This window comes from Streptomyces sp. CT34 (assembly GCF_000805335.1).
GTDB lineage: Bacteria > Actinomycetota > Actinomycetes > Streptomycetales > Streptomycetaceae > Streptomyces.
Genome location: NZ_KN708638.1, coordinates 4852795 through 4876536 on the forward strand (window position 1 = coordinate 4852795; position 23742 = coordinate 4876536).

Here is a 23742-nt window from a genome sequence, read left to right on the forward strand (position 1 = left end):
GGGTGCGGGGGAGCATCCGCGGTACGGGGGAGCATCCGCGGGGCGCCGGGCCCCGGGGGTGCTAGCGCCCCCGACGGAAGCGCTCGCCCACCGCGCCCTGATCGGTCTCCCACCAGGGTCGGGTCAACTCGGGCTGCGGAACGGAGGGTTCGTCCCGTACAGCCGCGTCGTCCGCCGTGCCGGCGTCGCCGTTGTCCCCGGTGCTGCCGGAGTTGCCGGTGCCGCCGGTGTCCTCGGCCGCCCGCCCGGCCGCCTCCGCAGCCGCCGCGGGGGCGACCACCGTCAGCTCGCGGTCCAGCCGAGCGTCCAGCGCCGCCGTCCGGCCGCGCTCCGCCCGCACCCACTCCGCGAACACCGCGATCATGAACGGCAGCCCGACCAGCTCCGCGATCGTCAGCATCAGCCCGCCGCCGAGCATCTGGTCCTGCTGCGGACCCGGGCCCCACGGCCGGTGCCGGGATGTGTACCAGCCGCCCGCGATCAGCGTCCCGCTGGTCATCACCACGATCCCGGGCACCGCGTCGACCAGCCCGTCCACCAACACCAGCAGCGCCCGCACCGGATGGCTGCACCACGCGGGCAGCAACTCCTCGCGGGTGAGCATCGGCAGCACGAACAGGCTGCCGGTGACGATCAGTTGCAGATACATCAGCTCGTGCAGCGGGCCGTGCCGCAGCGCCGTCGAAAAGTACGGCGTGAAGTAGATCGCCAGCTCGGAGGAGAGCACCAGAACGGTACTGACCAGCGGAAACGTCAGCAGCCGCAGTACCCGCCCGGAGATCGCCGAGCGCAGCCGGCGCGCCGTACGGCCGTCCTCGGGCAGCGCCCGCAGCGCCAGCGAGAGCGGATCGCCGAGTGCCAGCCCGAGCGGCGCGATCAGATCGAGCACGATGTTCTGCACCGCGGCCGGCCAGAACAGCTCGTGGTCGTAGACCGCCAGCCCGGACATGGTCGCCGCCACGACCGCCCCGAGCCCCAGGCCCGCGAACGCCACCGTCCGCGCCACCGGCCACCGCTCCCCGCGCCGCGCCAGCCGGACCACTCCCCAGGCGTACAGGCCGCCCAGTACGAGCACCAGCACGAGCGCGTACGGGTCGAGCTGCCAGCTGCCGACCAGCCGCCCCGCGGTGAGCTCCGGCAGACCGGCCGCGAGCGTCGTGGTCGCAAGCGTTGTCTCTGTCACGGACCACCACGCTAGCCGGGCCCGCGAACGATCTACCGGCGGGGCACCTCGGGGCGCCCCCGCCCGAGCCCCTGAAGGGCAGCCGGGCCCGACCCGCGGCCGCTCACTCCGCCAGCGCCCGCAACTGCTCCAGGAACCACCGCGCCGGCGGCAGCGCGGTGGCCGCCGCGGCCAGCCGCGCACTGCGCTCCGCCCGCTCCCCGGCGGGCATCGACAGCGCCGTGTGCAGCGCCTCCGCGGTCGCCCCGACGTCGTACGGATTGACCCCCAGCGCGTCCTCGCCCAGCTCCTCCCAGGCGCCCGCCTCCCGCGACAGCACCAGCGCACAGCCCGCGTCGGACACCACCGGAACCTCCTTCGCGACGAGGTTCATCCCGTCCCGGATCGGATTGACCAGCGCCACGTCCGCGAGCCGGTACGCCGCCAGCGACCGCGCGAAGTCGTCCTTCACGTGCAGCACGACCGGCTGCCAGCCGGCCGTCCCGAACTCGGCGTTGATCTCGTCCGCGAGCCGGCCGACCTGGGCGGTGTAGTCGCGGTAGACGGGCAGATCCTGCCGCGAGGGATAGGCGAACGCGAGGTGCACCACCCGCTCCCGCCACTCCGGGCGGTCGGCCAGCAGCCGCCGGTACGCCAGCAGCCCGCGCACGATGTTCTTGGACAGCTCCGTCCGGTCGACCCGGACGATCGTCTTCCGGTCCGCCCCGCCGATCTGCTCCCGCAGCGCCGCCATCCGCTCCTCGACATCGGCCCGCCGCGACCGCTCCCGCAGGAACTCCGCATCGGCCCCCAGGCCGTGCACCCCGATCCGGGTCCGGTGCGCCTTGCGGTCCGGCGGCATCGCGATGACGCTGGGCACCTCGTGCCGCGGCCAGTGCGCCGTGCAGTCGCCGCCCAGCGCCCGCTCGCAGCACGCCGTGAACGCCCGCGCCCACCGCTCGGTCAGGAAGTTCGCCCGGTCCGCGCCGAGAATCCCCAGCACCAGCTGCCGCTGGATGTCGTCGGGCAGCATCGCGAAGTACTCCGGCGGCGCCCAGGGCGTGTGCGAGAAGTGCGCGATCCGCACGTCCGGCCGCACCTCGCGCAGCATCCCCGGCACCAGCGCCAGGTGGTAGTCCTGCACCAGCACCGCCGCCCCCGGACTCGCGCAGTCCGCGAGCGCGGTGGCGAACGCCGCGTTGTACGCCTCGTACGCCGCCCACTGGCCGCGGAAGTCCGCGTCGAACACCGGCTCCACGGGCGTCTGGTACAGCATGTGGTGCACGAACCACAGCACGGAGTTGGCGATGCCGTTGTACGCGGCGACGTGCACATCGGCCGGCACGTCCAGCATCCGGACACGCTGTCCACCGGTGTCGGCGACATCCAGCAGCCCCCCGGTCCGCCGCACCGCCTCCCGGTCACCGTCCCCCAGCGCCGAGCACACCCACACCGCATCGGTCTCCGGACCGATCGCCGACAGCCCCGACACCAGCCCCCCGCCGCCCCGCCTGGCGGTCAGCTCCCCGTCCGCTCCCAAGGCGTACGACACCGGCCCACGGTTGGACGCGACGAGAACCTCGGCACCTGGCTGGACCGCACTGCGCTCGGAGACCATGTCGCGACATTAACCACTGACCGATCCGCGCAAACGTACGGATCGTCCCTCAGGCCGCCCGCCGTTCCGCGTATTCGGGGATTTCGGCCATCGGCGGACGCTCCTCGGTGTCCACGTCCGTCGTCCGCGGTACGAAACCGTGCTCGCCGCGGTCGAACTGGGTGAGCCGGGGACGCACCAAGTGCCCACGGGCCAGCCGGAGTTGCGCGGTCCGGTAGATCGCCGCGGCCATCCGTCCCAGGGCCTGCCCGCCCTGGTGGCGGTGCTTGCGCACCCCCACGTCCACCTGCGCCAGCGCGTCCAGCCCGACGGTGTGCAGCGCGTCCACCAGCAGACCCAGCTCGACCCCGTACCCGACCGGGAACGGCAGCCGCTCCAGCAGCGAACGGCGGGGCCCGTACTCACCGCCCAGCGGCTGCACGAAGCCGGCCAGCAGCGGCCAGTGCAGATTCAGCAGCGGCCGGGCCACCAGCTCGGTCACCCGCCCGCCCTGCTCGCCGCCGGGACGCCCGCCCCGGCCGGCCGCCGCCGGCCCGGCCCCGGTCTCCAGCGGCCGGTCGTACATCGCCTTGACGAACTGGATCTCCGGGTCGGTCAGCAGCGGGCCGACGATCCCGGAGACGAAGCCGGCGGAGAACTCCCGCAGATCGGCGTCCACGAAGCAGACGATGTCGCCGGTGGTGACCAGAAGGGAGCGCCACAGGACCTCGCCCTTGCCGGGCACCGCCGGAATCCGGGGCAGCACGCAGTCCCGGTGGACGACCCGGGCGCCGGCCGCGGCGGCGACCTCTGCGGTGCGGTCGGTGGAGCCCGAGTCCAGCACCACCAGCTCGTCGACCAGCGGCACGTCGTCGGTCATCAGCTCGGCCCGGATCGTCGCGACGATCGCGCCGACCGTGGCCTCCTCGTCGAGCGCGGGCAGCACCACGCTGACCGTCCGGCCCGTCCGGCGCTTCGCCTCCAGCAGCTGCTCCAGCGGCCGGTCCGCGGCGGACCAGGAGCGGCTGCCGAGCCAGCGCTCCACCTCTTCCAGCACGTCTACGACTCTCCTCGATGGCCGCCCCGGGGGCGACCGCTGTGTGATCCATCTCGCGGTTCGGACGACTATCTCCACCATCAGCGCCTTCGGTTACAGTCTTGAACAACGCGGATGACCGTTGCATGTCGGGGTCGCCGCGCCACAAACGCCTGGGTCCGCCCAGCGCCATACCGCTCATCCAGAGGGGCAGAGGGATACGGCCCGTTGAAGCCCCGGCAACCCTCCAGTCGGTCTCCGCCGCAGCACTGCGCGCGAGGCTCCCGGCTAGGGAAGGTGCCAAATCCGTCTCACGGCGAGATGCGTCGTGAGGAAGATGAGGAGAAAGGGCCTCGCCTCCATGGCTGTGCAAGTCACCGAATCCACTCCCTCGTCCCCCAAGGACTCCGACAGGCCCCGTCCAGGGGGGACCCCCATCCTCGGCCCCGCCGTCGCGCTCTCCTGCCGCGAGTGCGGGCAGCGCTTCGACCTCGGTCCGATCTTCGCGTGCCAGGAATGTTTCGGCCCGCTCGAAGTCGCCTACGAGCTGCCGGCCGGGGACCCCGAGGGGCTGAAGAAGCGGATCGCGGCCGGCCCGGACAACATCTGGCGCTACGCCCCGCTGCTCCCCGTCCCCGCGGACGTGGCCGACAAGCCCAACCTCAACCCCGGCTTCACCAAGCTCGTCAAGGCCGACCGGCTCGCCGCCGAACTGGGCGTCACCGGCGGCCTGTACGTGAAGGACGACTCCGGCAACCCGACCCACTCCTTCAAGGACCGGGTCGTCGCGATCGCCGTCGAGGCCGCCCGCGCCTTCGGCTTCACCACCCTGTCCTGCTCCTCGACCGGCAACCTGGCCGGTGCGGTCGGCGCCGCGGCGCGCCGCGCCGGCTTCAAGTCCTGTGTCTTCATCCCGCACGACCTGGAGGCCGGCAAGGTCGTGATGGCCGCGGTCTACGGCGGCGACCTGGTCGGCATCGAGGGCAACTACGACGACGTCAACCGCTTCTGCTCGGAGCTCATCGGCGACCCGCTGGGCGAGGGCTGGGGCTTCGTCAACGTCAACCTCCGCCCGTACTACGGCGAGGGCTCCAAGACGCTGGCGTACGAGATCTGCGAGCAGCTGGGCTGGCGGCTGCCGGACCAGCTCGTCATCCCGATCGCCTCCGGCTCGCAGCTCACCAAGATCGACAAGGGGCTCAAGGAGCTGATCGCCCTCGGCCTCGTCGAGGACCGGCCGTACAAGATCTTCGGCGCGCAGGCCGAGGGCTGCTCGCCGGTGTCGGCCGCCTTCAAGGCCGGGCACGACGTCGTACGGCCGCAGAAGCCGAACACCATCGCCAAGTCGCTGGCGATCGGCAACCCGGCCGACGGTCCGTACGTGCTCGACATCGCGCGCCGCACCGGCGGTGCGGTCGAGGACGTCGACGACGAGCAGATCGTGGACGCGATCAGGCTGCTGGCCCGTACGGAGGGGATCTTCGCGGAGACCGCGGGCGGTGTGACCGTCGGCGTGACCAGGAAGCTCATCGAGGACGGGGTGCTCGACCCGTCGCTGACCACGGTCGTGCTGAACACCGGTGACGGCCTGAAGACCCTCGACGCCGTCGCCTCCGGTCCCACGGCCACCATCCGCCCGGACCTGGACGCGTTCCGCACGGCCGGCCTGGCCGGCTGAGCCCGCTTTCGCCCCTACGCTGCCGCCGGGCAGCCCCGACAGTCCCACCCCGCACCGCTGGAAGGCAGAACCATGAGCGTCAAGGTCCGCATCCCCACCATCCTCCGTACCTACACCGGCGGCGAGGCCGAGGTGGCCGCCGAGGGCGCGACCCTCTCCGAGGTGATCGCCGACCTGGAGAAGAACCACCAGGGCATCGCGGCCCGTGTGCTGGACGACGCGGGCAAGCTCCGCCGCTTTGTGAACGTCTATGTGAATGACGACGACGTCCGCTTCGAGCAGGGCCTTGAGACCCCCACCCCGGACGGTGCGGGCGTCTCGATCATTCCCGCGGTCGCCGGCGGTTGCTGAGCATCTGCCGCATTTGGCGCCTCATTTGCGCCAAACCTTCCGTCGCTTGACCGAAATTGCCCCGTCCGGCATAAACGGACGGGGCAATTCCGCGTTGTGAAAGGGGATACCATTGGGGCGATCCCCCTCCGCCTATCTCCGCGCGCGTGCCCAACGCATATGAGAGCGCGGCGAGTTGTGTTCAAAGTATGCACGGCTTTTGTCGCTTACGTGGCTTATTCCCGGCCCGAATTGCGCCGGAATATTGGGACTTCCGGCCATATTGCCGATTCCCCGCCGTCAGAATTCTCGTCCGATTGACCTGTTGCGCTGGGCATCGGTCCAGATACATTCAGCGGCGGTCGACGCGTTCCGGCGCACACCCCACGGGCCATTCGCGGGGTGAGGTCTGACCCGGGTCCGCGGAGTGCGGTCCTGCGCAAGGGCCAGTAATAGGGGAGTTAGGCATGGCTCAGGGCACCGTCAAGTGGTTCAACGCGGAGAAGGGGTACGGCTTCATCGCGGTCGACGGTGGTGCGGATGTATTCGTCCACTACAGCGCGATCCAGATGGACGGTTACCGCACCCTTGAGGAGGGTCAGCGGGTCGAATTCGAGATCTCGCAGGGCCAGAAGGGGCCGCAGGCGGACATGGTTCGGGTCAGCGCCTGAGGCGGCGACCGACTGCGCGTCGGGAAGGCCCGCACCCCAACTCATGGGGTGCGGGCCTTCCTGCTGCCGCCCCGGCCGCCGCCCGCGGGGCGCAGGTGCCCCGCCGGGCGCGCCGCCGGGCCCCGGCGCGCGGGTCCGGAGTTGCGCACGGCGCACGGACGGCGTGGGGCGGGCGCCCAGGGCGGGCGCGGGAGTGTGGGAAGGCCGGTGAGCGCTTGCACTCGACAGGGTCGAGTGCTAATCATTGCGTTAGCACTCTCCCCGTGAGAGTGCTGAATGTGGACCGGGTCGGTGAGGCCCGCAGGCCGGGTGGGGCAAGGAACCACAAGGCATGCAGGCCGTCCGTCGCGGGCGCCAGCGCGGTCCGAGCTTTCTCCACCCCAGTCCGGGAGGACCACTTCACATGGCCAAGATCATCGCGTTCGACGAGGAGGCGCGGCGCGGCCTTGAGCGCGGTATGAACCAGCTCGCCGACGCCGTCAAGGTCACCCTCGGCCCCAAGGGCCGCAACGTCGTCCTTGAGAAGAAGTGGGGCGCCCCCACGATCACCAACGATGGTGTCTCCATCGCCAAGGAGATCGAGCTGGAGGACGCGTACGAGAAGATCGGCGCCGAGCTGGTCAAGGAGGTCGCGAAGAAGACGGACGACGTCGCCGGTGACGGCACGACGACCGCGACCGTCCTCGCCCAGGCGCTGGTCCGCGAGGGCCTGCGCAACGTCGCCGCCGGCGCCAACCCGATGGCCCTGAAGCGCGGCATCGAGAAGGCCGTCGAGGCCGTCTCCGGTGCACTGCTCGACCAGGCCAAGGAGATCGAGACCAAGGAGCAGATCGCCTCCACCGCGTCCATCTCCGCCGCCGACCCGCAGATCGGCGAGCTGATCGCCGAGGCGATGGACAAGGTCGGCAAGGAAGGCGTCATCACCGTCGAGGAGTCCCAGACCTTCGGTCTGGAGCTGGAGCTCACCGAGGGTATGCGCTTCGACAAGGGCTACATCTCGGCGTACTTCGCGACCGACATGGAGCGCATGGAGGCCGCGCTCGAGGACCCGTACATCCTCATCGTCAACTCCAAGATCGGCAGCGTGAAGGACCTGCTGCCGCTCCTGGAGAAGGTCATGCAGTCCGGCAAGCCGCTGCTGATCATCGCCGAGGACGTCGAGGGCGAGGCCCTGTCGACCCTGGTCGTCAACAAGATCCGTGGCACCTTCAAGTCCGTCGCCGTCAAGGCCCCGGGCTTCGGTGACCGCCGCAAGGCCATGCTCGGCGACATCGCCATCCTCACCGGTGGCACCGTCATCTCCGAGGAGGTCGGCCTCAAGCTGGAGAACGCCGGTCTCGACCTGCTCGGCCGCGCCCGCAAGGTCGTCATCACCAAGGACGAGACCACCATCGTCGACGGTGCCGGCGACAGCGAGCAGGTCCAGGGCCGGGTCAACCAGATCCGCGCCGAGATCGAGAACAGCGACTCGGACTACGACCGCGAGAAGCTCCAGGAGCGCCTCGCGAAGCTGGCCGGCGGCGTGGCCGTCATCAAGGCCGGTGCCGCGACCGAGGTCGAGCTCAAGGAGCGCAAGCACCGCATCGAGGACGCCGTCCGCAACGCGAAGGCGGCCGTCGAGGAGGGCATCGTCGCCGGCGGTGGCGTGGCCCTGCTCCAGGCTTCCTCGGTCTTCGAGAAGCTGGAGCTGGAGGGCGACGAGGCCACCGGTGCCGCCGCCGTCAAGCTGGCCCTGGAGGCCCCGCTCAAGCAGATCTCCGTGAACGCCGGCCTGGAGGGTGGCGTCATCGTGGAGAAGGTGCGCAACCTGACCCCGGGTCACGGCCTGAACGCCGCGACCGGCGACTACGTCGACATGATCGCCGAGGGCATCATCGACCCGGCCAAGGTGACGCGCTCCGCGCTGCAGAACGCCGCGTCGATCGCCGCGCTGTTCCTCACCACCGAGGCCGTCATCGCCGACAAGCCGGAGAAGGCCGCCGCTGCGGGCGCTCCGGGCGGCATGCCGGGCGGTGACATGGACTTCTGATCGACCTCGGTTGATCACCGTCCACTCGTTCGCCGGGGCGGTACCTCCTCTCCCAGGGGGTACCGCCCCGGCGGCGTTTTCCCCTCCGTGTGTTCCGGTTCTCCCCTCCGCGTGTTCCGGGAGCGCATTCCGTCCCTGCACCCTCCCCGTGTCTTCCGTCTGCCCGTCTGTCTGTTCCGTCCGCCGTGCCCGCCCGGAACTCCCGGGCGGGCACGGCGACATGGCGGCCGGCCGGTCAGGGGCACGGCAGCGCCGGCCGGTGTTACGGCAGGCGGTCCGGGCGCTGCCAGGAGCGGCCGAGGTCGCCGGGGACGGCGTGGACGATTGCCGGGCCTCGCCGGCGGACACGCGAACGCGGTGCCGGAACGGGCCGGCTCGCGCGATCAGGGGAGCGGTTCGGCCTGTCGGGTGATGGCAGGGCGCGCTACGACCGGCCCGCCAACGTAGCGGGCATTGCGGGAGGGAACCTCGCCTTGTCAGCCCGCCCCCACCGGAACAGGACCCGCACGTGCCGAACGCCACGAGGACCGGTGCCCGCGCACCGTACGAGCCGCACCTTGACCAGCTCGCCCCCCTGGCCGGCCGCGAGGCATGCGCGGCGGTCATGTTCGCCGTCGCCGCGCTGCTCTACAACTGGTGGCTGCTGGAGTTCCTGCTGCCCACCGGACTCGATCCCCGGCACTCCTACGTCAGCGAGCTCTACGCCGCGGATCAACCGTTCCGCTGGCTCTTCGGCGCTCTGGAGTGCTTCTGCGCCTTGCTGGTCGTCACCGGCTCACTGCTCGCCACCCGCGCGGTGCCCGGCCGCTGGGCACGCATCGGCTGGCTGGCCATGCTCGGCCAGGGCCTGTCCTCCCTGGGGGACGTCCTCCTCCCCATGACCTGCGCGCCCTCCGTGGAGCCCGGCTGCGAGGCCGTCCACCCGTGGCACACCGCAACCAGCGCCTTCGCCCACTTCTTCCTGTTCGCCTCGATGGTGCTGCTCAGCCGCGCCGCCACCCGCGACCGCCGTCGTCTGCCGCTGATCCACCGCTGGGGCACCCGCGTCCTGGCACTCGCGCTGCCCGCCGCCGTCCTGACGGTCGGCCCCCTCCTCGGCCACCCCGGCTGGCACGGCATCCCCCAGCGCACGCATCTGATGCTGGTGGGGGTGTGGTTCGTGCTGCTCTCCGCCGAACTGGCCAGGGCGGCCCGGAGAAGCGGCCGAACGCTCCTCGCGCCCACGCGCTGAGCGGTGCGATGACCGTCGTGGTGTGATGGCCCGTCGCGGTGTGATGGCTCGCCGCGGTGTGATGGCCCGTCGCGGTGCGGCGATCCTGAGCGGTGCGACGGTCGTGAGTGGCGCGACGGTCGTGAGTGGGATCACCGTAGGGGGCCTGGCCTGCACTGCTTCCCGGCCTGCACTGCTTTCCGGTCCGGACCGCTTCCCGGCCCGGACCGCGTCCTGACCCGCACTGCGTCCCGTCCCGCACCGCGTCCCGTCCCGCACTGCGTCCCGTCCCGGACCGCGCCACGGTCTATGTCCTGGTCTGTGCGGTGCCGACTTGCGGCCTGGAGGGCGCCGATACGCGGTGGAGAGCGCGCAATTGCTCGGCGTGGGCGCGTACTTGGGCGGGTGGGAGGCGGGCCGGGCCACGGTCCGGTGGGGCCTCGCCCCGGCAGGCGCCGCAGATCCCTCCGGGGAGCGCGGCCGGGAGTCCTGGAACCCCGCAGACCGTGCACTCCATCATCCGTAGGGGCGTGGGGGGATCGAGAGCGCCGGGTGGACCGAGGCCGCTGACGGTGCCGGGCCCTGTGCCGGTCCCTGCGCCGGGACCGGGGGGCCGCTCCCGGGCGGCTTCGGCCGTCATCGGCGGCAACTTGTCGACGAGCCTGCGGTGCGCGAACCGCCCCGGGTGGTGGACCCGCGGCGGCAGCCCCGCCGTCAGCGCGGCCAGTACCTGTTCCGGCGACGCGCCCCGCGCCAGCCACTCCTCGGCGTACGCCTCCAGGGCCGTGCAGTCCGCCGCCGAGAGCGTCATCCGCGGTTCCGTCCGGCCGAGCGAGGCGAGCAGCGCGTACGCCCGGCTGTAGGGGCGCTGCGGACGCGGCGCGGGCGGCGGATCGTCCTCGGGGGCGTCCGGCGGCTCCTCCTGGGGCCGGTCGGCCGACGGCGACGCCGGCGCGGCCGTCGGAACGTTCCCGGCGCGTAAGGCCGCCCACCAGGCATCATCCCGCGGAGTCCGCGAGAAGTACGTCCGCGTCACCCATTGCTGACTGCCGTCGTCACTCATCAGGTGCTCGGTGAACTGCCGCAGATGACCCGCCTCGGACAGCCGCCGCCGTACGGTCCGCAGCGCGCACTGGCCGTAGTCCGGCAGCACCTTGGCCAGCGTCTTCACGGAGATGTCCGCCCCTTCGGGCAGCTGGTCGAGGTACGCGGCGACCGACGCCTCACGGCGCGGCAGATGTGCGAAGTCGCAGGGCCGGGCCGGACGTTGACCGGGGGCGCTGCGTTTGCCGAAACCCGGCTTCGCGAGGGGGTGCGGGAGTGCGGAGAGGTGCTGGGAAGAGCTAGAGTTTTCGTAAGCCACGGGATCGATGGTTCCGATCTTGTTGGTACGCCACGGGATCGATGGTTCCGATCCCCGGTGAGACCCCGGCCGGTGTTGCTAGCGCCTGTCGGGGTCGATTTCTTGCTGCGCACGCTAAACCGACGATACGTCGTGTGGCAAACCCGCTACGGAATGTCATCCTTCCTGGTATGCGCGAGAGTTGGCGCGCAGGGGGCGGGTGGGTGGGTTTCTGACCGTCCGCCCGTTCCTTGGAAAGAGGGCTCGGATCGCGAGGCTTGAGCCCCGGGGCATGGGCGATTCGCGTACGCTGCTGCGGCGATGACCGAGTTTGTCGAAGAGGTTCGCTCCCGTACCGTCCGCCTGTTGCGCATGGCCAACACGACGGACGACCGGCTGCGCAAGCAGATCGTGGCCTACGCCGACGCCACCCCGGACCCGCCCATCATGGGCCCGCTGGGCATCGGCACGACGGGCTGCCCGCGCTGCCGCCGGACCATGTGGCAGCAGCGGGACAGCGAGGGGCCCGTCTGGGTCTGCGCGTTCTGCGGTCACGTCGAGGGAGTGACGATGCTCTGCCCGCACTGCAAGGTGGCGATGAAGTCCCCCTCTCCCGGTTGGGTGGACCGGTGGTCCTGCCCTCAATGCCCGAGGGTCGCCGCCACCGGCGACAGCGCGGAAGAGATAGAGGCCCGCGAAGCGGCGCGTCTGAAGGCGGTCGAAATGCTTGACCATGCCATCGCTCTGCGTGAGACCGAGTCCGACTCCGGGTAGAACGCATCCGGGAGGTCGGTATGGGGCCACTGATCGAGACGCGCGGATGCGGCAAGTGCCACAGCACGATGTACAGGACCGTGGAAACCGACGAGAACGGCAATCCCACCGACGAGTCGCAGTGGGTGTGCAGTAACTGCGGACACGTGGAGTGATTACTACGACGGACAGGGGCTCGTGATACGCCCCAGTGGCGCATCACGAGCCCCTTACTGCGGGCAGGAAGGGGGCGGCTACGGCTTAGCGGTCGCCGCCCGCTTCCCCTTCCCTGACGCCCGCTATGAACGCCGTCCACGCCGACGCCCGGAACACGAGCCCCGGGCCCTGCGGAACCTTGGAGTCGCGAACCGGCACGATGCCGGGGTGGCCGTCGGAGACTTCGAGGCAGTTGCCGCCGCTGCCGCCGCTGTAGCTGGACTTGTGCCAGGTGGCGGTGCTCAGGTCGTACTCAGGGATGCTCTTCATGGGCGTAATCCTCCGCCACCGATTCAATCAGGGCCAAGGATTCTTTCGGTGACAATGCGTTGGCCGTGAGGAAATCGTAGGCGAGTTGGTAGTGCGCGACTGTGGCTGGATCGTCGTGCAGCCGTCCGGTACCAAGACCCTGGAGGTAGGCCAGTGGCGGTGCATCTTCGAAGGCCATCAGCTTCAGAGAGCCCTCAAGGGCCGCATGCGCCCCGGCACTGAATGGCAGTACCTGAACGATGGCCCGGTGACGCCGGGCCAAGTCTGCGACGTGGCCCAGCTGCTCGGCCATCACCCCGGATCCGCCGACCGCTCGGCGTAGCGCCGCCTCGTCCAAGATGCTCCAAACCAACGGAGTTGTTGGACTGTCGAGCAGTCGTGTTCGGTCCATTCGGTTCGCGACCAGTTCGTCGATGACGTCGTCCGTTGCCGTCGGCTGGTATGCACGGAAAACGACCCGCGCGTACGCCGGAGTCTGGAGCAATCCCGGGATCAGCAGCTGCTCGTACTCACGGATCTCTGTCGCAATCGCCTCCGCCTCCGCCGCCTCCGCGAAGTGATCCGGGTACTTCGACTTGGTCGCCGCCGCGCAGTTGCGCTCGAAGTAGCCGTCCGTGCCCAGGATTTGGTCTATCTGCTGGGCGATGTCGACGTGCATGCGCCGCGTGCCCGCCTCCAGCTGGCCGATGAAGGAGCCGCTGACGAAGAGGCGGTTGCCGAGCTCCTCCTGCGTGAGTCCGGCCTTCTCGCGCTGGTGGCGTAGTTCGGCGCCGAGCATGGCGCGGGGCGACGAGGAGGGATCGAGGGGCTTTGGTGCGGGCATCGCAGCAACTCCCTGGTGGAACGGAACGGTTGTTGGGTCTGCGCCTCTGTCCAGGCTAGACCGGTTGCCGCCACGCTGTGTGCATAACGGCGAACGCACAGTGTGGAAGGTGATGGTGGGAGTGCTGACGGCGAGCGAGAGCGAGCAGGTGCCCGAGCAGGTCACGGCGGAACTGGACAGCGCGCTACGGGCGGTGGGGGTGACCTTGCCATCCCTGTGCGTGGATCCGGTCTCGGCGGCCAGTACGTTCATGGCGCCGCTGGTGGAACTGGGGCGGTGCAATGTGGAGACCGCCCAGCGGCTGGCCGAGGTCCTCGCGGAGTACGCCGGGGGCGCCGCCTTCGGGCACGACGCGTACGACGGGCACGGCCCGGAGGGGCGGCGGCGGTGATTCCGGCGGCCGGCCGGCAGCTCCGGTGCTAGCCGGCGTCGTGGAGCGGCGCGCGGGCGCCGTCCGCACCTCCCGGACGGGGGACAGCCGGCGCGGCCATGTCGGCTTCCCCGGCCGTCGGTGCCGGGGCCGCGTCCGCGCGCTGCGGGGCGGCGTTCAGGTCCGTACGCAGCTGTCTGCTGAAGCCGAAGAGATACGTGGCGACGAAGCCGACCAGATAGCCGACGGCGAGGCCGAGGGCGTAGACGGCGACCGTGGTGCCGAGCGGGTGGTTGCCCTTGACCAGGGGGAACAGGGCCCAGCCGGACGGGCCGATGGCGGTGGAGCCGACCGCGTCGCCGAGTTGGTTGAAGAGGCCGACGGTGCCGCCGCCGAACGCGCCGCCGATGCAGGCGGTGATGAACGGCCGGCCCAGGGGCAGCGAGACGCCGTAGATCAGGGGCTCGCCGACACCCAGGAAACCGGCAGGGAGGGCGGACTTGATCGTCGTACGGATCGAGCGGTTGCGGGGGAGGCGGATGTAGACGGCGAGCGCGGCGCCCACTTGGCCCGCGCCGGCCATCGCGAGGATCGGCAGGAGGACTGTATAGCCCTGTTGTTGGATGAGGGTGGTGTGGATGGGGATGAGGGCCTGATGCAGGCCCAGCATGACCAGGGGGAGGAAGAGGCCGCCGAGGATGAAACCGGCGACGGCGCCGCCGTGGGCGAGCAGCCAGGTGGCGAACGCCCCGATGGCCGTGGAGATCTCGCCCGCGGCGTACATCAGGCCGAAGACGGTGACCAGGCCGGCGAGGAGGACGGTGAGGGTGGGGGTGAGGAGGACGTCCAGGGCCTCCGGGACGCGTCGGCGGAGCTGCTTCTCCACCTGGACGGCGAGGAGAGCGGCGGCCAGGGCGCCCAGGACGCCGCCCTGGCCGGGGGAGAGCTTCTGGCCGAACGCGGTGATGTTGGCGACGCCCGGGAAGACGATGACGGCGGCGACCGCGCCACCCAGGACGGGCGTGCCGCCGAACTCCTTAGCGGTGTTGTGGCCGACGAAGACCGCGATCAGCGACATGAAGCCGGAGGCGATGGCGGTAAGGGCCGGGACGAGGCCGGGGAGCCAACCGGCGTTCGCCAGCAGGCCGTTGACGCCCGCGATGATGCCGCAGCCGATCAGGGCGGGGATGAGCGGGACGAAGATGTTGGCGATACGGCGGAGGAAGAGCTTGACGGGTGTGGCGTTGCGCGCCTTCTGGCGGGCCTTGAGGACAGCACCTTGCGCGGCCAGATCGGAGGCGGTGGTGGCGGAGCTGGTTGCGGCGGTTGGGGCGGGCGCGGGTGTGGGCGTGGGTGTGGGCTGCGGGGTGTCCTCTGGTCCGGCTTGCGGTGCGGTTGGTGCCTCGGAGGGTGGTTCGGTCGGTGATTCGGGTCGCGGGATGGGGGTGCTGTCGTCGGCCGCGAGGCGCTCCAGTTCCGGGGTGACCCGGGCGACCGTGCCGGGACCGAGCACGATTTGGTAGGTGTCGTCCTCCACCACGCCCAGTACGGCCGGCAGCGCCTTGAGGGCCTCGTCGTGGACCAGGGAACGGTCCCGGATGCCCAGGCGGAGTCGGGTCATGCAGTGGGCGATGGAGGTGATGTTCCGGGCGCCGCCGACGAGGGGGAGGATCGCGGCGGCGGTGGCGCGGTTCTTGTCTTCGGTCATGTGCGGCGCCTCGCTGTGTGTGACGTAACGTCAGCAATGAGGGGTCTCGGGTCAGTTGGCCGAGTGGGCGGAGTGAAGGGCGGCGCGGAGGTGGCCGCGGGAGGAGTGCAGCAGGCGGGCGGCCCGGCGGCCGTCGACACCGCCGAGGAGAACGAGGATGGCGTTCTTCACCTCGCCGTCCGTCTCCGCGAGAGCGGCCTCGATCTCCAGGTCGGTGGCGCCCGTCGCGAGCGCGACAATGCGGCGCGAACGGGCCCGCAGTTTCTCGTTGGAGGCGCGGACGTCGACCATCAGATTCCCGTAGGTCTTGCCCAGCCGGATCATGGTGATGGTCGAGAGCATGTTGAGGACGAGCTTCTGGGCCGTGCCCGCCTTGAGGCGGGTGGAGCCCGTCAGCAGCTCGGGGCCCACAACGACCTCGATACCGTGCTCCGCGGCGGCGGCGAGAGCGGAATCGGCGTTGCAGGAAAGGCCGATGGTCAGCGCCCCGATGGCACGGGCGTGCTCGACGGCACCGATGGCGTACGGCGTACGACCGGAGGCGGAGATGCCGACGACGGTGTCGCGGTCGGCTACGGCGATCGCGGTCAGGTCCTCGACCGCGAGCTCCTTGCTGTCCTCGGCGCCCTCGACGGCCGAGACCATCGCCGACGGGCCGCCCGCGATGAGGCCGAGGACCTCGGAGCGGTCGGTGTTGAACGTCGGCGGGCATTCACTCGCGTCCAGCACACCGAGGCGGCCCGCCGTACCGGCACCGGCGTAGATCAGCCGGCCCCCGCGGGCCATACGGGCGGCGGTGGCGTCGATGGCGGCGGCGATCTCGGGGAGGCGGGCGGCGACCGCGGCGGGGACGGTGGCGTCCTCGCCGTTCATCGTGCGGGCGATCTCCAGGGTGGAGCGCCGGTCGATCTCCGCGAGGTCGGGCCGGAAGGCTTCCGTGGTGAGGGCGTCCAACTCGGTGCGGAGGCTGGTGTAGTTGGGGTCGTGGGCGGCGGGGCTGGTCATGGCTGGCGGCTCTCTTCGGGCGTGCGCGGAGGACGGAGGGGCGGCCGGTGCCCGCGGCGGGGTCAGTGGCCGGTACGGGGCGAGTGGCGGTGGGCCAGCGCCTCGTAGGAGGCGGAGAGTGCCGGGGCGGCGGTCTCGTACGTGCGCTGCGCCACGCCTATGAAGAGGCAGTCGACCACCAGGAGTTGACTGGTCCGGGAGGACATCGCGGCGGGGCGCAGCTCGCTCTCACGGGCCGTGGACGTGGTCAGGATGTGGTCGGCGTACGCGGCGATCTCGCCGTCCGGGCGGCCGGTGATGGCGATGGTCGTCGCGCCGTGGTCGAAGGCCACCCGCAGGGGCTCTATGACGTCGGTGGTCCGGCCGGAATGGGTGATCGCGATGGCGACATCGCGGGCCCTCATCTGCACGGCGTTGGTCACGGCGAGGTGCGGGTCCGAGTGCGCATGCGCGATCAGGCCGATACGGAGCAGCTTCTGCACCAGATCCTGGGCGACGAGATTGGAGGCCCCTATTCCGTACACATCGATCCGGCGGGCCGAGGCAAGGGCGGCAACGGCCGCTTCGAGCTGGGTGACGTCCAGCGCGGCGGCGGTGTCGGCCAGGCACTGCCGCTCCTCCTGCGCGAGCTTGGCGACGACATCGATGAGGGAGTCGTCGACCGCTATATCCGCGGTCACCGCGGGCGCGCCGCCGGCCGCCTGCTGCGCGGCGAGCGCGGCCAGCGCCAGACGCAGATCGCGATAGCCCGGATAGCCGAGCAGCCGGGAGGTGCGGACGACGGTGGCTTCGCTGGTGCCGGTGCGCTCGGCGAGGCCGGTGACGGTGAGGGCGGCGCAGCCGGCGGGGTCGCTCGCGACGGCCTCCGCGACGCGCTGCATGGAGCGGGTCATCGTCGGGGCCAGGGTGCGGACCTTGGCTGCCAGCGCCGCGGGCGCGGGCGCGGACGGAGCCGATCTGCTCGCGGGGCGGATGCCGGGCCGGATGCTGGCTCGGGACTCGGGCCGCGGTTCGGGATGGGTCTCGGGGTGGATGTCGGGGTGAGGCTTGGTGGACTCGTCCTTGAAAGTTTCCTTCACTCCGCTGCTCATGACTGAAAAGTAATTTCAGTGCGGTGACGCGTCAATACCCTCCGTGAAGCCTGTGGACAGTCGCGAGGCCCGCTCGGCAGCGCCTGTGGATAACTTCGACCGGTCGCGCGGACCGCGAGAGAATGTGGGCATGGAGCTGGAGCAGGCATTGCATACCGCGCGAGCGCTGGTGCTCGCCGATCTGATCGCGGACGAGGTCGCGGACGCCGACATCGTCTCGCTCGTCGAGGACGCGGTCTCCCACCGCCGGTGGTGGGTGGAGCAGTGGCCTGACGGCGCGGCGTTCCTCGCCGGGCTGATAGCGCAGGATGTACAGGACGCGCTGTTGGATCGGTACGGGCGCTGGCCGCTGTGTCCGGTGTGCATCGAGTCCGGCGATCCCCATGCGCTGGACGTGGAGCCGGAGTTGGGTCCGGATCCGCACTGGGTGTGCCCGAAGACAGCGGTGGCCGTGGCCCCCGTCGGCCGGCTCCGCGCGCCGGCGGAGGGATGAGGTGGCGATCTATATAGATCCGCCCACGTGGCCTGGACACGGAAGGATGTGGTCACACCTGGTGAGTGATCGGTCGTTCGACGAGCTGCATCGCTTCGCGGCTGAAATCGGCGCGCCGCCGCGGGCCTTCGAGCGCGACCACTACGACCTGCCGGCGGAGCGCTATGGGGACGCGGTGCGGGCGGGGGCCGTGGAGGTCGGGTCCAAGGAACTGGTCCGGCGACTGACCGAAGCAGGGCTGCGACGCCCCAAGGGGCGCCCTGGAGCGTAGCGAGCTGCCACGCCACGCAGGGCGCCGAGGGGGAGCGACAGTCCCGGTTCGGGAGCATCGGTCCCGGTTGGGAAGCGTCAGCGCCGGTTCGGGAACGTCAGCGCCGGTCGGCGGCTTCCGGGGTGGGGGTGGGCGTGGGGGTGGTGGGTGTGGGGGAGGGGCTGGGGGCGGGGGAGGGGGCCGGGGAAGAGGCGACCAGGCGGGAGCGGGCCGTCGATCGGTGGACGCGGAAGGCGACCGCCGTGGTGGCGACGGCTACGGCTGCCAGGGCCGCGCCGGTCCATGCAACGGACGGGTAGCCCCAGCCCGCGCTGATGGTCACGCCGCCCAGCCAGGGGCCGAGGGTGTTGCCGACGTTGAAGGCGGCGGTGGTGGTGGCGCCGGCGAGGGTCGGGGCGGCGTTGGCGACGTTGAACATCCGGGCGTTGAGGGCCGGCGCGGTGGTGAACGCGGTGACGCCGAGCATGAGCGAGAGGCCCACGGCGGCGACCGGGCTGTGTGCGGTCAGCGCCAGGGCGGCCAGTACGGCGGTGGAGGCCGAGATTCCGGTGAAGAGCGTGCCGAAGAGGTGGGCGTCGGCGATGCGCCCGCCGATGAACGTACCGATCAGCGCGCCGACGCCGAAGAGCGCGAGCACCGTCGGGACCCAGCTCTCGGCGAGGCCGGCGGTCTCGGTGAGCAGTGGGGAGAGGTACGAGAAGAGGGCGAAGACCGCGGCGGCGTTCATGGCGGTGGCGATCAGCGCCAGCCAGACCTGCTTGTCCTTGTAGATGCTCAGCTCGCGGCGGAGCTGCGGGCGGTCCTCGCCGGTCGGGACCGCCGTGTACGGGACGAGGGCGATGACGCCGACGAGGCCGATCACGGAGAGGGCGGCCACCGCCCAGAAGGCGGCGCGCCAGCCGGCGTGCTGGCCGAGCAGGGCGCCGGCGGGGACACCGGCGATGTTGGCGATGCTCAGCCCGCCGACCATGACTGCCATCGCGCGGGCACGCGCCGTGACCGGCACCAGCGATACCGCCACCGCCGCGCCGACCGCCCAGAAGCCCGCGCAGGCCAGTGCGCTGATGACGCGGGAGGCGAAGAGGACGGCGTAGGACGGGGCCAGGGCGCCTGCCGCCTGGCCCAGCCCGAAGACGGCGAGCAGGGTGATGAGGGTGGTGCGGCGGGGGAGGCGGAGGGTCGCGGCGGCCAGTACGGGGGCGCCGACGACCATGCCGATGGCGAAGGCGGAGACCAGCAGTCCGGCTTGCGGGATGGAGACCTTCAGGTCCCGGGCGAGAGGCTGGAGGATGCCGGAGAGCATGAACTCGGACGTGCCCAGGGCGAAGACCGAGAGCCCCAGGACGTAGACGGATATGGGCAGGCGGGAGCGGTCGGATGGTGCTGGCATGTCAGGTACCAACCGTGCCTGGGCGGCTTACATTCCCGAGGGCCGGGTGTCGCGGATCACGTCCCGGTGCTCAGGAGGGAGAGTTCGGTGGCGAGGTTGTGGCGGGCCGGCTGTTCCCAGTGGGCCCGGCCGTGGGGCGTCCTGAACAGGTGGGGCAGGGCCAGGAGTTGGCGGAGTACGGCGGCGCGGCCGGCCCGGAAGTCGGGGTCGGGGACGAAGCCGTACTCGGCGCGGACGGCGGCGGCGTAGGCGGCGTAACGGTCCGGGGAGCCGGCCAGTACGGCCAGGTCGGCGTCGCAGAGGACCTCGCCGTTGCGGTCGCCGTCGGCCGGGTCGTGGGTGACGGTGAGGCGTACGAGGCGGGCGACCTCGGCGGTGCGGGGGGCGTCGATGCCGAGTTCGGGGAGGGCGCGTTCGGCGAGGGCGGCGCTGCGCTCCTCGTTCTCCGAGCGGTCGGGGCGGTAGACGGCGTCGTGGAACCACGCCGCCAGTTGGACGGCCGGCAAGTCCTGGGCGTGGTCGGCGAGTTCGTCGATGCGGTCGAGGACCGCGGCGAGGTGGTCGGTGGTGTGGTAGCGGCGCTGGGGCTCGTCCCAGCGGGCGAGGAGGTTCGTCGCGTACGGGGCGGGGTCGGGGCCCGTGTGGGGGGCGCGGGCGTTGGCCACGGTGGTGGCCCAGCGGCTGGCCAGGGTGGTCATGGGCGTCATTGTGCCCCGGTTCCGGTGCGGGGGGTATCGCGGCAGGGGAGGGGGCGATGATGGCGGGAGAGGTGGGGTACGGGTGGATTTCGGCCGTGTCCTGGGGGTGAGTGGCCCCGACGGGGCCGGGGAGCGCTTAGGCTGGATATTGGACTAGACCTGTCGTGTCGGTGCGCGTGACCGTGCGCGTGTCGGTGTGTGTCGCCGCAGTGCTCGGCGGCGTGCCTGCCATCGTGCTCGCCGTCGTGGTGCTCGTCGTGGTGCGCGGTGCGGCGCCTCGGTCCGCTGTCCTGTCACGTGGTCGCTCGCCATCTCGTCGTCGAAGGGTTGGGTCGTATGAATCAGCGCGCGCTCCTGGAGGTGATCGCGCTCGGTCCGCAGGACGCGATCGCCGCCCAGTCCGGCGGTGCCGACCGGCTTGAACTGGTCACGGACATGGCGGCGGACGGGCTGACGCCGCCGCGCGCCACGTTCGCGGCGATCCGCGCGGCCGTCGATCTTCCGCTGCGGGTGATGCTGCGGGCCGCCGACGGGTTCGCGGCGGGCGACGTGGACGCGCTGTGCGCGGAGGCGGCGGTGCTGCGGGCGGAGGGGGCCGAGGAGTTCGTCCTCGGGTTCCTGACCCCGGATGGGCGGGTGGACCTCGCGGCCGTGGGGGCGCTGGCCGAGGTGATCGACGGGTGCCGCTGGACCTTCCACCGGGCCATCGACCGGGCCGCCGACCGGGACGCGCTGCGTACGGAACTGGCGGGTGGTGGCCGGTCGGGCGGCCTCGACACGTATCTCACGGCGGGCTCGGCGCAGGGCGTCGACGAGGGGCTGGCGACCCTGGTGGCCGAGCAGGCGCGCACGGAGGCGGGCGAGCCGGGATACGCGCCGCGGATCCTCGTGGGCGGCGGGCTGCGGCTGGAGCATCTGCCGGAGCTGCGGTCGGCCGGGCTGAACGCGTTCCACATCGGCGGCGCCGCCCGGCCCGGGGGCTGGGCGGCACCGGTGGAGGCGGCGGCCGTACGGGAGTGGCGGGCGGCGCTGGATGTGCCGGTGGTGCAGCAGGTGTGAGGTGAGGGCTGCGGGGTGGGGCGGGCCTCGGGGGGTCTGCCCCACTGAGGCCGCCTCGGTCGGGGGTCCCCCGTAGCCGCCGTCGGCCGGCTGCCGCCCGAGTCTGTGGTCTGCCCCCTATGGCCGTCGTCGTCGGCCGTCGTCGTCCGCCCGCCCCCGTGGCCGTTCTCAGCTGTCCGCCCCCGCGGTCGTCGTCAACTGCCGCGGCAGGTCGGCCGCGTGGACGACGGTCAGGCCGGACACCGGCCGGGTCAGGCAGACGTACAGACGGCGCAGCCCGGTCCGTTCGTCCGGTTCGCCGTCGACGATCGCGGCCGGCTCGTCCAGCACCACGTAGTCGTACTCCAGGCCCTTGGCCAGAGTGGCGGGCACCAGGGTCAGCCGGGCGGTGGCCGAGGTCTCCGCTCCGGGGGCGAGGCAGGTGATACCGGCCTCCTCAAGTGCCGTACGCAGCACCGGAATCCGGGCGTCCGCCGCGATCAGACCGATCGAGCCCTCCTTCGCGAGCGCGTCGCGGCAGGCCCCGAGGACGGCGGAGTCCAGGTCCGCGGGCCGCACCGCGCGGATCGCGAAGTCGCCCGCCGACTCGCGGATCGAGGTGGCCTCCGTCAGATCAGGGGCGATGGCGGGCAGCAGCCGGGACGCGTACGCGATGACCTCGCGCGGTACGCGGAAGCCCTGGGTCAGCTCCTCGATGACCGAACCGGGCTTGCCCAGGTGGGCCAGCGCCTCCTGCCAGGTATCGGTCGCCCACGGGGTCGTGCCCTGGGCGATATCGCCCAGGATGGTCGCCGAACCGGTCGTGCAGCGGCGGCCGACCGCCCGGTACTGCATGGGGGAGAGGTCCTGCGCCTCGTCCAGGACCACATGGCCGAGCGAGTGCGTACGGGTCACCAGGTCCATCGCCTCGTCGATCAGCACCGCGTCCGCGGGTGACCACTTGGCGCTCCGCACGCTGCGCGCCGGCTTGGTCCACAGGATCGTCTTCTGCTCCTCGGGGGTGAGGATCCCGTCCGCCTGCGCGGCGAGGAAGTCGGCGTCGCCCAGCAGCCGCAGGACCAGCTTCGCCGGATCGACCGGCGGCCAGACCGCCTTGACCACCGCCTTCACCGCGGCATTACGGGCCACCGCGTCCTGCACCCGGTCGTCGGGCGCCTCGCCCGCCTGCTCCATGCGGACCAGGACGGCATGCGCGATCCGCTGCGGCAGCGCCTCGCGGGCCGCCCCGTAGCGGATGTCGCGGTCCATCAACTCCCGGACGATCTCTTCGAGTTCATACGCCGGTACGCGCCAGCGGCGGGAGCCGCGGACCACCACGCACGGCTCCTGCGGCAGGGCGATGTGCGAGCGCACGGCCCGCCGCAGCACCTCGGCCATCCGCACGTCGCCCTTGACCATCGCCGCGGCGGCCTCGTCCGCACCGCGCACCTCCACATGGCCGACCAGGTCGTCCACCGTGGCCTGCTTGACCTCCAGCTCGCCCAGGGCGGGCAGCACCTGCTCGATGTACTGGAGGAAGGAGCGGTTGGGGCCGATGACCAGGGTGCCGGAACGGGCCAGCCGCTCCCGGTGGGCGTAGAGGAGATAGGCGACACGGTGCAGGCCGACGGCCGTCTTTCCGGTGCCGGGCGCACCCTGGACGCAGACCGAACCCCCGATGCCGGCCCGCACGATCTCGTCCTGCTCCGGCTGGATGGTGGCGACGATGTCCCGCATGGGGCCGACGCGCGGACGTTCGATCTCCGCCTGGAGGAGGGCGCTGGTGGTCTCGGCCTCGGCCGGGTCGGTGAGGTGCTCGTCCTCGTAGGCGGTCAGCTCACCGGCCGTGTAGCCGAAGCGGCGGCGCAGCTTGAGGTCCATCGGGTCCTTCTTGGAGGCCCGGTAGAACGGCTGGGAGACGGGGGCGCGCCAGTCGATGACCATGGGGTCGCCGTCGGCGTCGTGGACATGGCGGCGCCCGATGTAGAAGTTCTCGCCCGCCCGTCGCCCACCACCGCCCTTGTCAGAGGCGCTTCGCGCCGCCCCTTTTGATGCGCCCTCGGCGAGGTCGAGGCCCGGGGCGTGCAGGTAGTCGAGTCGGCCGAAGAAGAGCGGGGTGTGCGCGAGATCGGCGAGGGCCTTGATACGGGCGTCGATCTCGCCCTGGAGGACCTCGGCGTTGACCCAGTTCGCGGTGACGTCGGCGATGTTGAGGGCTTGGGCGTCCTCGCGCATCGCGCGGAGGGCGGCACGGGAAGCGGCGAGGTGCGCGCGCTCGCGCTGGAGGGGGGCGCGGTCGGGCGACGGGGGCTCTGGGGCAGGGCTGTTGGCGCTCGGTGCCGTCGGTGAGGGATGGTGGTCGGGCGACGGGAATTCCGGAGCGAGGCTGCCGGCGCTCGGCGCTGCCGATGAGGGGCGGTAGTCGGGGGACTGGTGGGCGTGCGAGGGCACGGTCTTGCCTCCGGTGGCGGGTCGGCATCGGTGCGAAACGAAGGGCCGGCCGGTTTCCGTCCGGTCGGTGGCACTCCCGACGGGAGGCAGGCAGACGCGCGATTGTAGTC

General features: G+C 71.5%; 22 protein-coding genes and 1 riboswitch. Of the genes, 10 read left to right on the forward strand and 12 right to left on the reverse strand.

The features are described 5' to 3' along the window. Positions 1-61: 61 nt before the first annotated feature. The 3 genes from RZ84_RS21315 to RZ84_RS21325 all read right to left on the reverse strand — a co-directional run bounded on the left by RZ84_RS21315 (position 62) and on the right by RZ84_RS21325 (position 3816). Positions 62-1183 (reverse strand): cytochrome c oxidase assembly protein, encoded by a 1122-nt coding sequence (locus RZ84_RS21315; RefSeq protein WP_198540021.1) that lies wholly within the window; start codon positions 1181-1183, stop codon positions 62-64. Positions 1184-1286: 103 nt separating this feature from the next. Continuing rightward, positions 1287-2780, reverse strand: coding sequence for an alpha,alpha-trehalose-phosphate synthase (UDP-forming) (locus RZ84_RS21320; protein ID WP_043265628.1), 1494 nt, complete (start codon positions 2778-2780; stop codon positions 1287-1289). 49 nt (positions 2781-2829) lie between these two features. Beyond that, positions 2830-3816, reverse strand: coding sequence for a glucosyl-3-phosphoglycerate synthase (locus RZ84_RS21325; RefSeq protein WP_043265629.1), 987 nt, complete (start codon positions 3814-3816; stop codon positions 2830-2832). Positions 3817-3990: 174 nt separating this feature from the next. Next, positions 3991-4139, forward strand: a riboswitch (SAM riboswitch). A gap of 17 nt (positions 4140-4156) precedes the next feature. On the opposite strand from RZ84_RS21325, the gene thrC reads away from it, so the two are divergent. The 5 genes from thrC (at position 4157) to RZ84_RS21350 (ending at position 9734) form a co-directional block, all read left to right on the forward strand. After that, the gene (gene thrC / locus RZ84_RS21330; protein WP_043265630.1) at positions 4157-5473 is read left to right on the forward strand and encodes a threonine synthase; all 1317 of its coding nucleotides are present in this window, start codon (positions 4157-4159) and stop codon (positions 5471-5473) included. Positions 5474-5545: 72 nt separating this feature from the next. After that, positions 5546-5824: a MoaD/ThiS family protein gene (locus RZ84_RS21335; protein ID WP_043265631.1), complete on the forward strand. Its 279-nt coding sequence runs from the start codon at positions 5546-5548 to the stop codon at positions 5822-5824. A 446-nt stretch (positions 5825-6270) separates the two neighbouring features. Then, the gene (locus RZ84_RS21340) at positions 6271-6474 is read left to right on the forward strand and encodes a cold-shock protein (protein ID WP_010035953.1); all 204 of its coding nucleotides are present in this window, start codon (positions 6271-6273) and stop codon (positions 6472-6474) included. Positions 6475-6877: 403 nt separating this feature from the next. Then, the gene (gene groL / locus RZ84_RS21345; RefSeq protein WP_043265632.1) at positions 6878-8503 is read left to right on the forward strand and encodes a chaperonin GroEL; all 1626 of its coding nucleotides are present in this window, start codon (positions 6878-6880) and stop codon (positions 8501-8503) included. Positions 8504-9011: 508 nt separating this feature from the next. Further along, positions 9012-9734, forward strand: coding sequence for a DUF998 domain-containing protein (locus tag RZ84_RS21350; protein WP_241777799.1), 723 nt, complete (start codon positions 9012-9014; stop codon positions 9732-9734). Positions 9735-10020: 286 nt separating this feature from the next. Here RZ84_RS21350 and RZ84_RS21355 read toward each other — a convergent pair whose 3' ends face one another. Continuing rightward, entirely contained in the window at positions 10021-11076 is a 1056-nt protein-coding gene (locus RZ84_RS21355) for a hypothetical protein (RefSeq protein WP_052230066.1), read from the reverse strand. A gap of 300 nt (positions 11077-11376) precedes the next feature. Between RZ84_RS21355 and RZ84_RS41500 the strand changes: the two genes are divergently transcribed. Further along, the gene (locus RZ84_RS41500; RefSeq protein ID WP_063772692.1) at positions 11377-11829 is read left to right on the forward strand and encodes a hypothetical protein; all 453 of its coding nucleotides are present in this window, start codon (positions 11377-11379) and stop codon (positions 11827-11829) included. Positions 11830-12069: 240 nt separating this feature from the next. Here the strand turns inward: RZ84_RS41500 and RZ84_RS21365 are convergent, their stop codons facing one another. Further along, complete coding sequence (locus tag RZ84_RS21365; protein WP_043265634.1) at positions 12070-12294, reverse strand: DUF397 domain-containing protein; 225 nt, start codon at positions 12292-12294, stop codon at positions 12070-12072. Next, positions 12278-13117, reverse strand: a complete 840-nt coding sequence (locus tag RZ84_RS21370; RefSeq protein WP_043265635.1) for a helix-turn-helix domain-containing protein — start codon at positions 13115-13117, stop codon at positions 12278-12280. The genes RZ84_RS21365 and RZ84_RS21370 overlap by 17 nt, the downstream gene beginning before the upstream one ends. Positions 13118-13229: 112 nt before the next feature. On the opposite strand from RZ84_RS21370, the gene RZ84_RS21375 reads away from it, so the two are divergent. Further along, complete coding sequence (locus RZ84_RS21375; protein WP_052230067.1) at positions 13230-13508, forward strand: hypothetical protein; 279 nt, start codon at positions 13230-13232, stop codon at positions 13506-13508. Positions 13509-13536: 28 nt separating this feature from the next. Here the strand turns inward: RZ84_RS21375 and RZ84_RS21380 are convergent, their stop codons facing one another. From RZ84_RS21380 to RZ84_RS21390, 3 genes are all read right to left on the reverse strand, one after another. Continuing rightward, the gene (locus RZ84_RS21380) at positions 13537-15195 is read right to left on the reverse strand and encodes a PTS transporter subunit EIIC (protein WP_052230068.1); all 1659 of its coding nucleotides are present in this window, start codon (positions 15193-15195) and stop codon (positions 13537-13539) included. A 51-nt stretch (positions 15196-15246) separates the two neighbouring features. Next, on the reverse strand, positions 15247-16200 hold the full coding sequence (murQ, locus tag RZ84_RS21385) for an N-acetylmuramic acid 6-phosphate etherase (RefSeq protein ID WP_043265636.1): 954 nt from the start codon (positions 16198-16200) through the stop codon (positions 15247-15249). A 62-nt stretch (positions 16201-16262) separates the two neighbouring features. Continuing rightward, complete coding sequence (locus RZ84_RS21390; RefSeq protein ID WP_078894707.1) at positions 16263-17174, reverse strand: MurR/RpiR family transcriptional regulator; 912 nt, start codon at positions 17172-17174, stop codon at positions 16263-16265. 247 nt (positions 17175-17421) lie between these two features. Between RZ84_RS21390 and RZ84_RS21395 the strand changes: the two genes are divergently transcribed. Then, positions 17422-17784, forward strand: coding sequence for a hypothetical protein (locus RZ84_RS21395; RefSeq protein WP_043265637.1), 363 nt, complete (start codon positions 17422-17424; stop codon positions 17782-17784). 1 nt (position 17785) lies between these two features. Continuing rightward, entirely contained in the window at positions 17786-18055 is a 270-nt protein-coding gene (locus RZ84_RS21400) for a DUF4031 domain-containing protein (protein WP_043265638.1), read from the forward strand. Positions 18056-18152: 97 nt separating this feature from the next. On the opposite strand, the gene RZ84_RS21405 is transcribed toward RZ84_RS21400, so the two are convergent. Both RZ84_RS21405 and RZ84_RS21410 read right to left on the reverse strand, forming a co-directional pair. Continuing rightward, positions 18153-19445: a Cmx/CmrA family chloramphenicol efflux MFS transporter gene (locus RZ84_RS21405; protein ID WP_043265639.1), complete on the reverse strand. Its 1293-nt coding sequence runs from the start codon at positions 19443-19445 to the stop codon at positions 18153-18155. A gap of 56 nt (positions 19446-19501) precedes the next feature. Continuing rightward, a complete protein-coding gene (locus tag RZ84_RS21410; protein ID WP_241777800.1) occupies positions 19502-20143 on the reverse strand; it encodes an HD domain-containing protein in 642 nt (213 codons plus the stop codon). 336 nt (positions 20144-20479) lie between these two features. Here RZ84_RS21410 and RZ84_RS21415 point away from each other — a divergent pair, with 336 nt between their 5' ends. Then, positions 20480-21202, forward strand: coding sequence for a copper homeostasis protein CutC (locus RZ84_RS21415; protein WP_043265641.1), 723 nt, complete (start codon positions 20480-20482; stop codon positions 21200-21202). Positions 21203-21370: 168 nt separating this feature from the next. Here RZ84_RS21415 and RZ84_RS21420 read toward each other — a convergent pair whose 3' ends face one another. Continuing rightward, on the reverse strand, positions 21371-23632 hold the full coding sequence (locus RZ84_RS21420) for a HelD family protein (protein ID WP_241777801.1): 2262 nt from the start codon (positions 23630-23632) through the stop codon (positions 21371-21373). Positions 23633-23742: the final 110 nt, after the last annotated feature.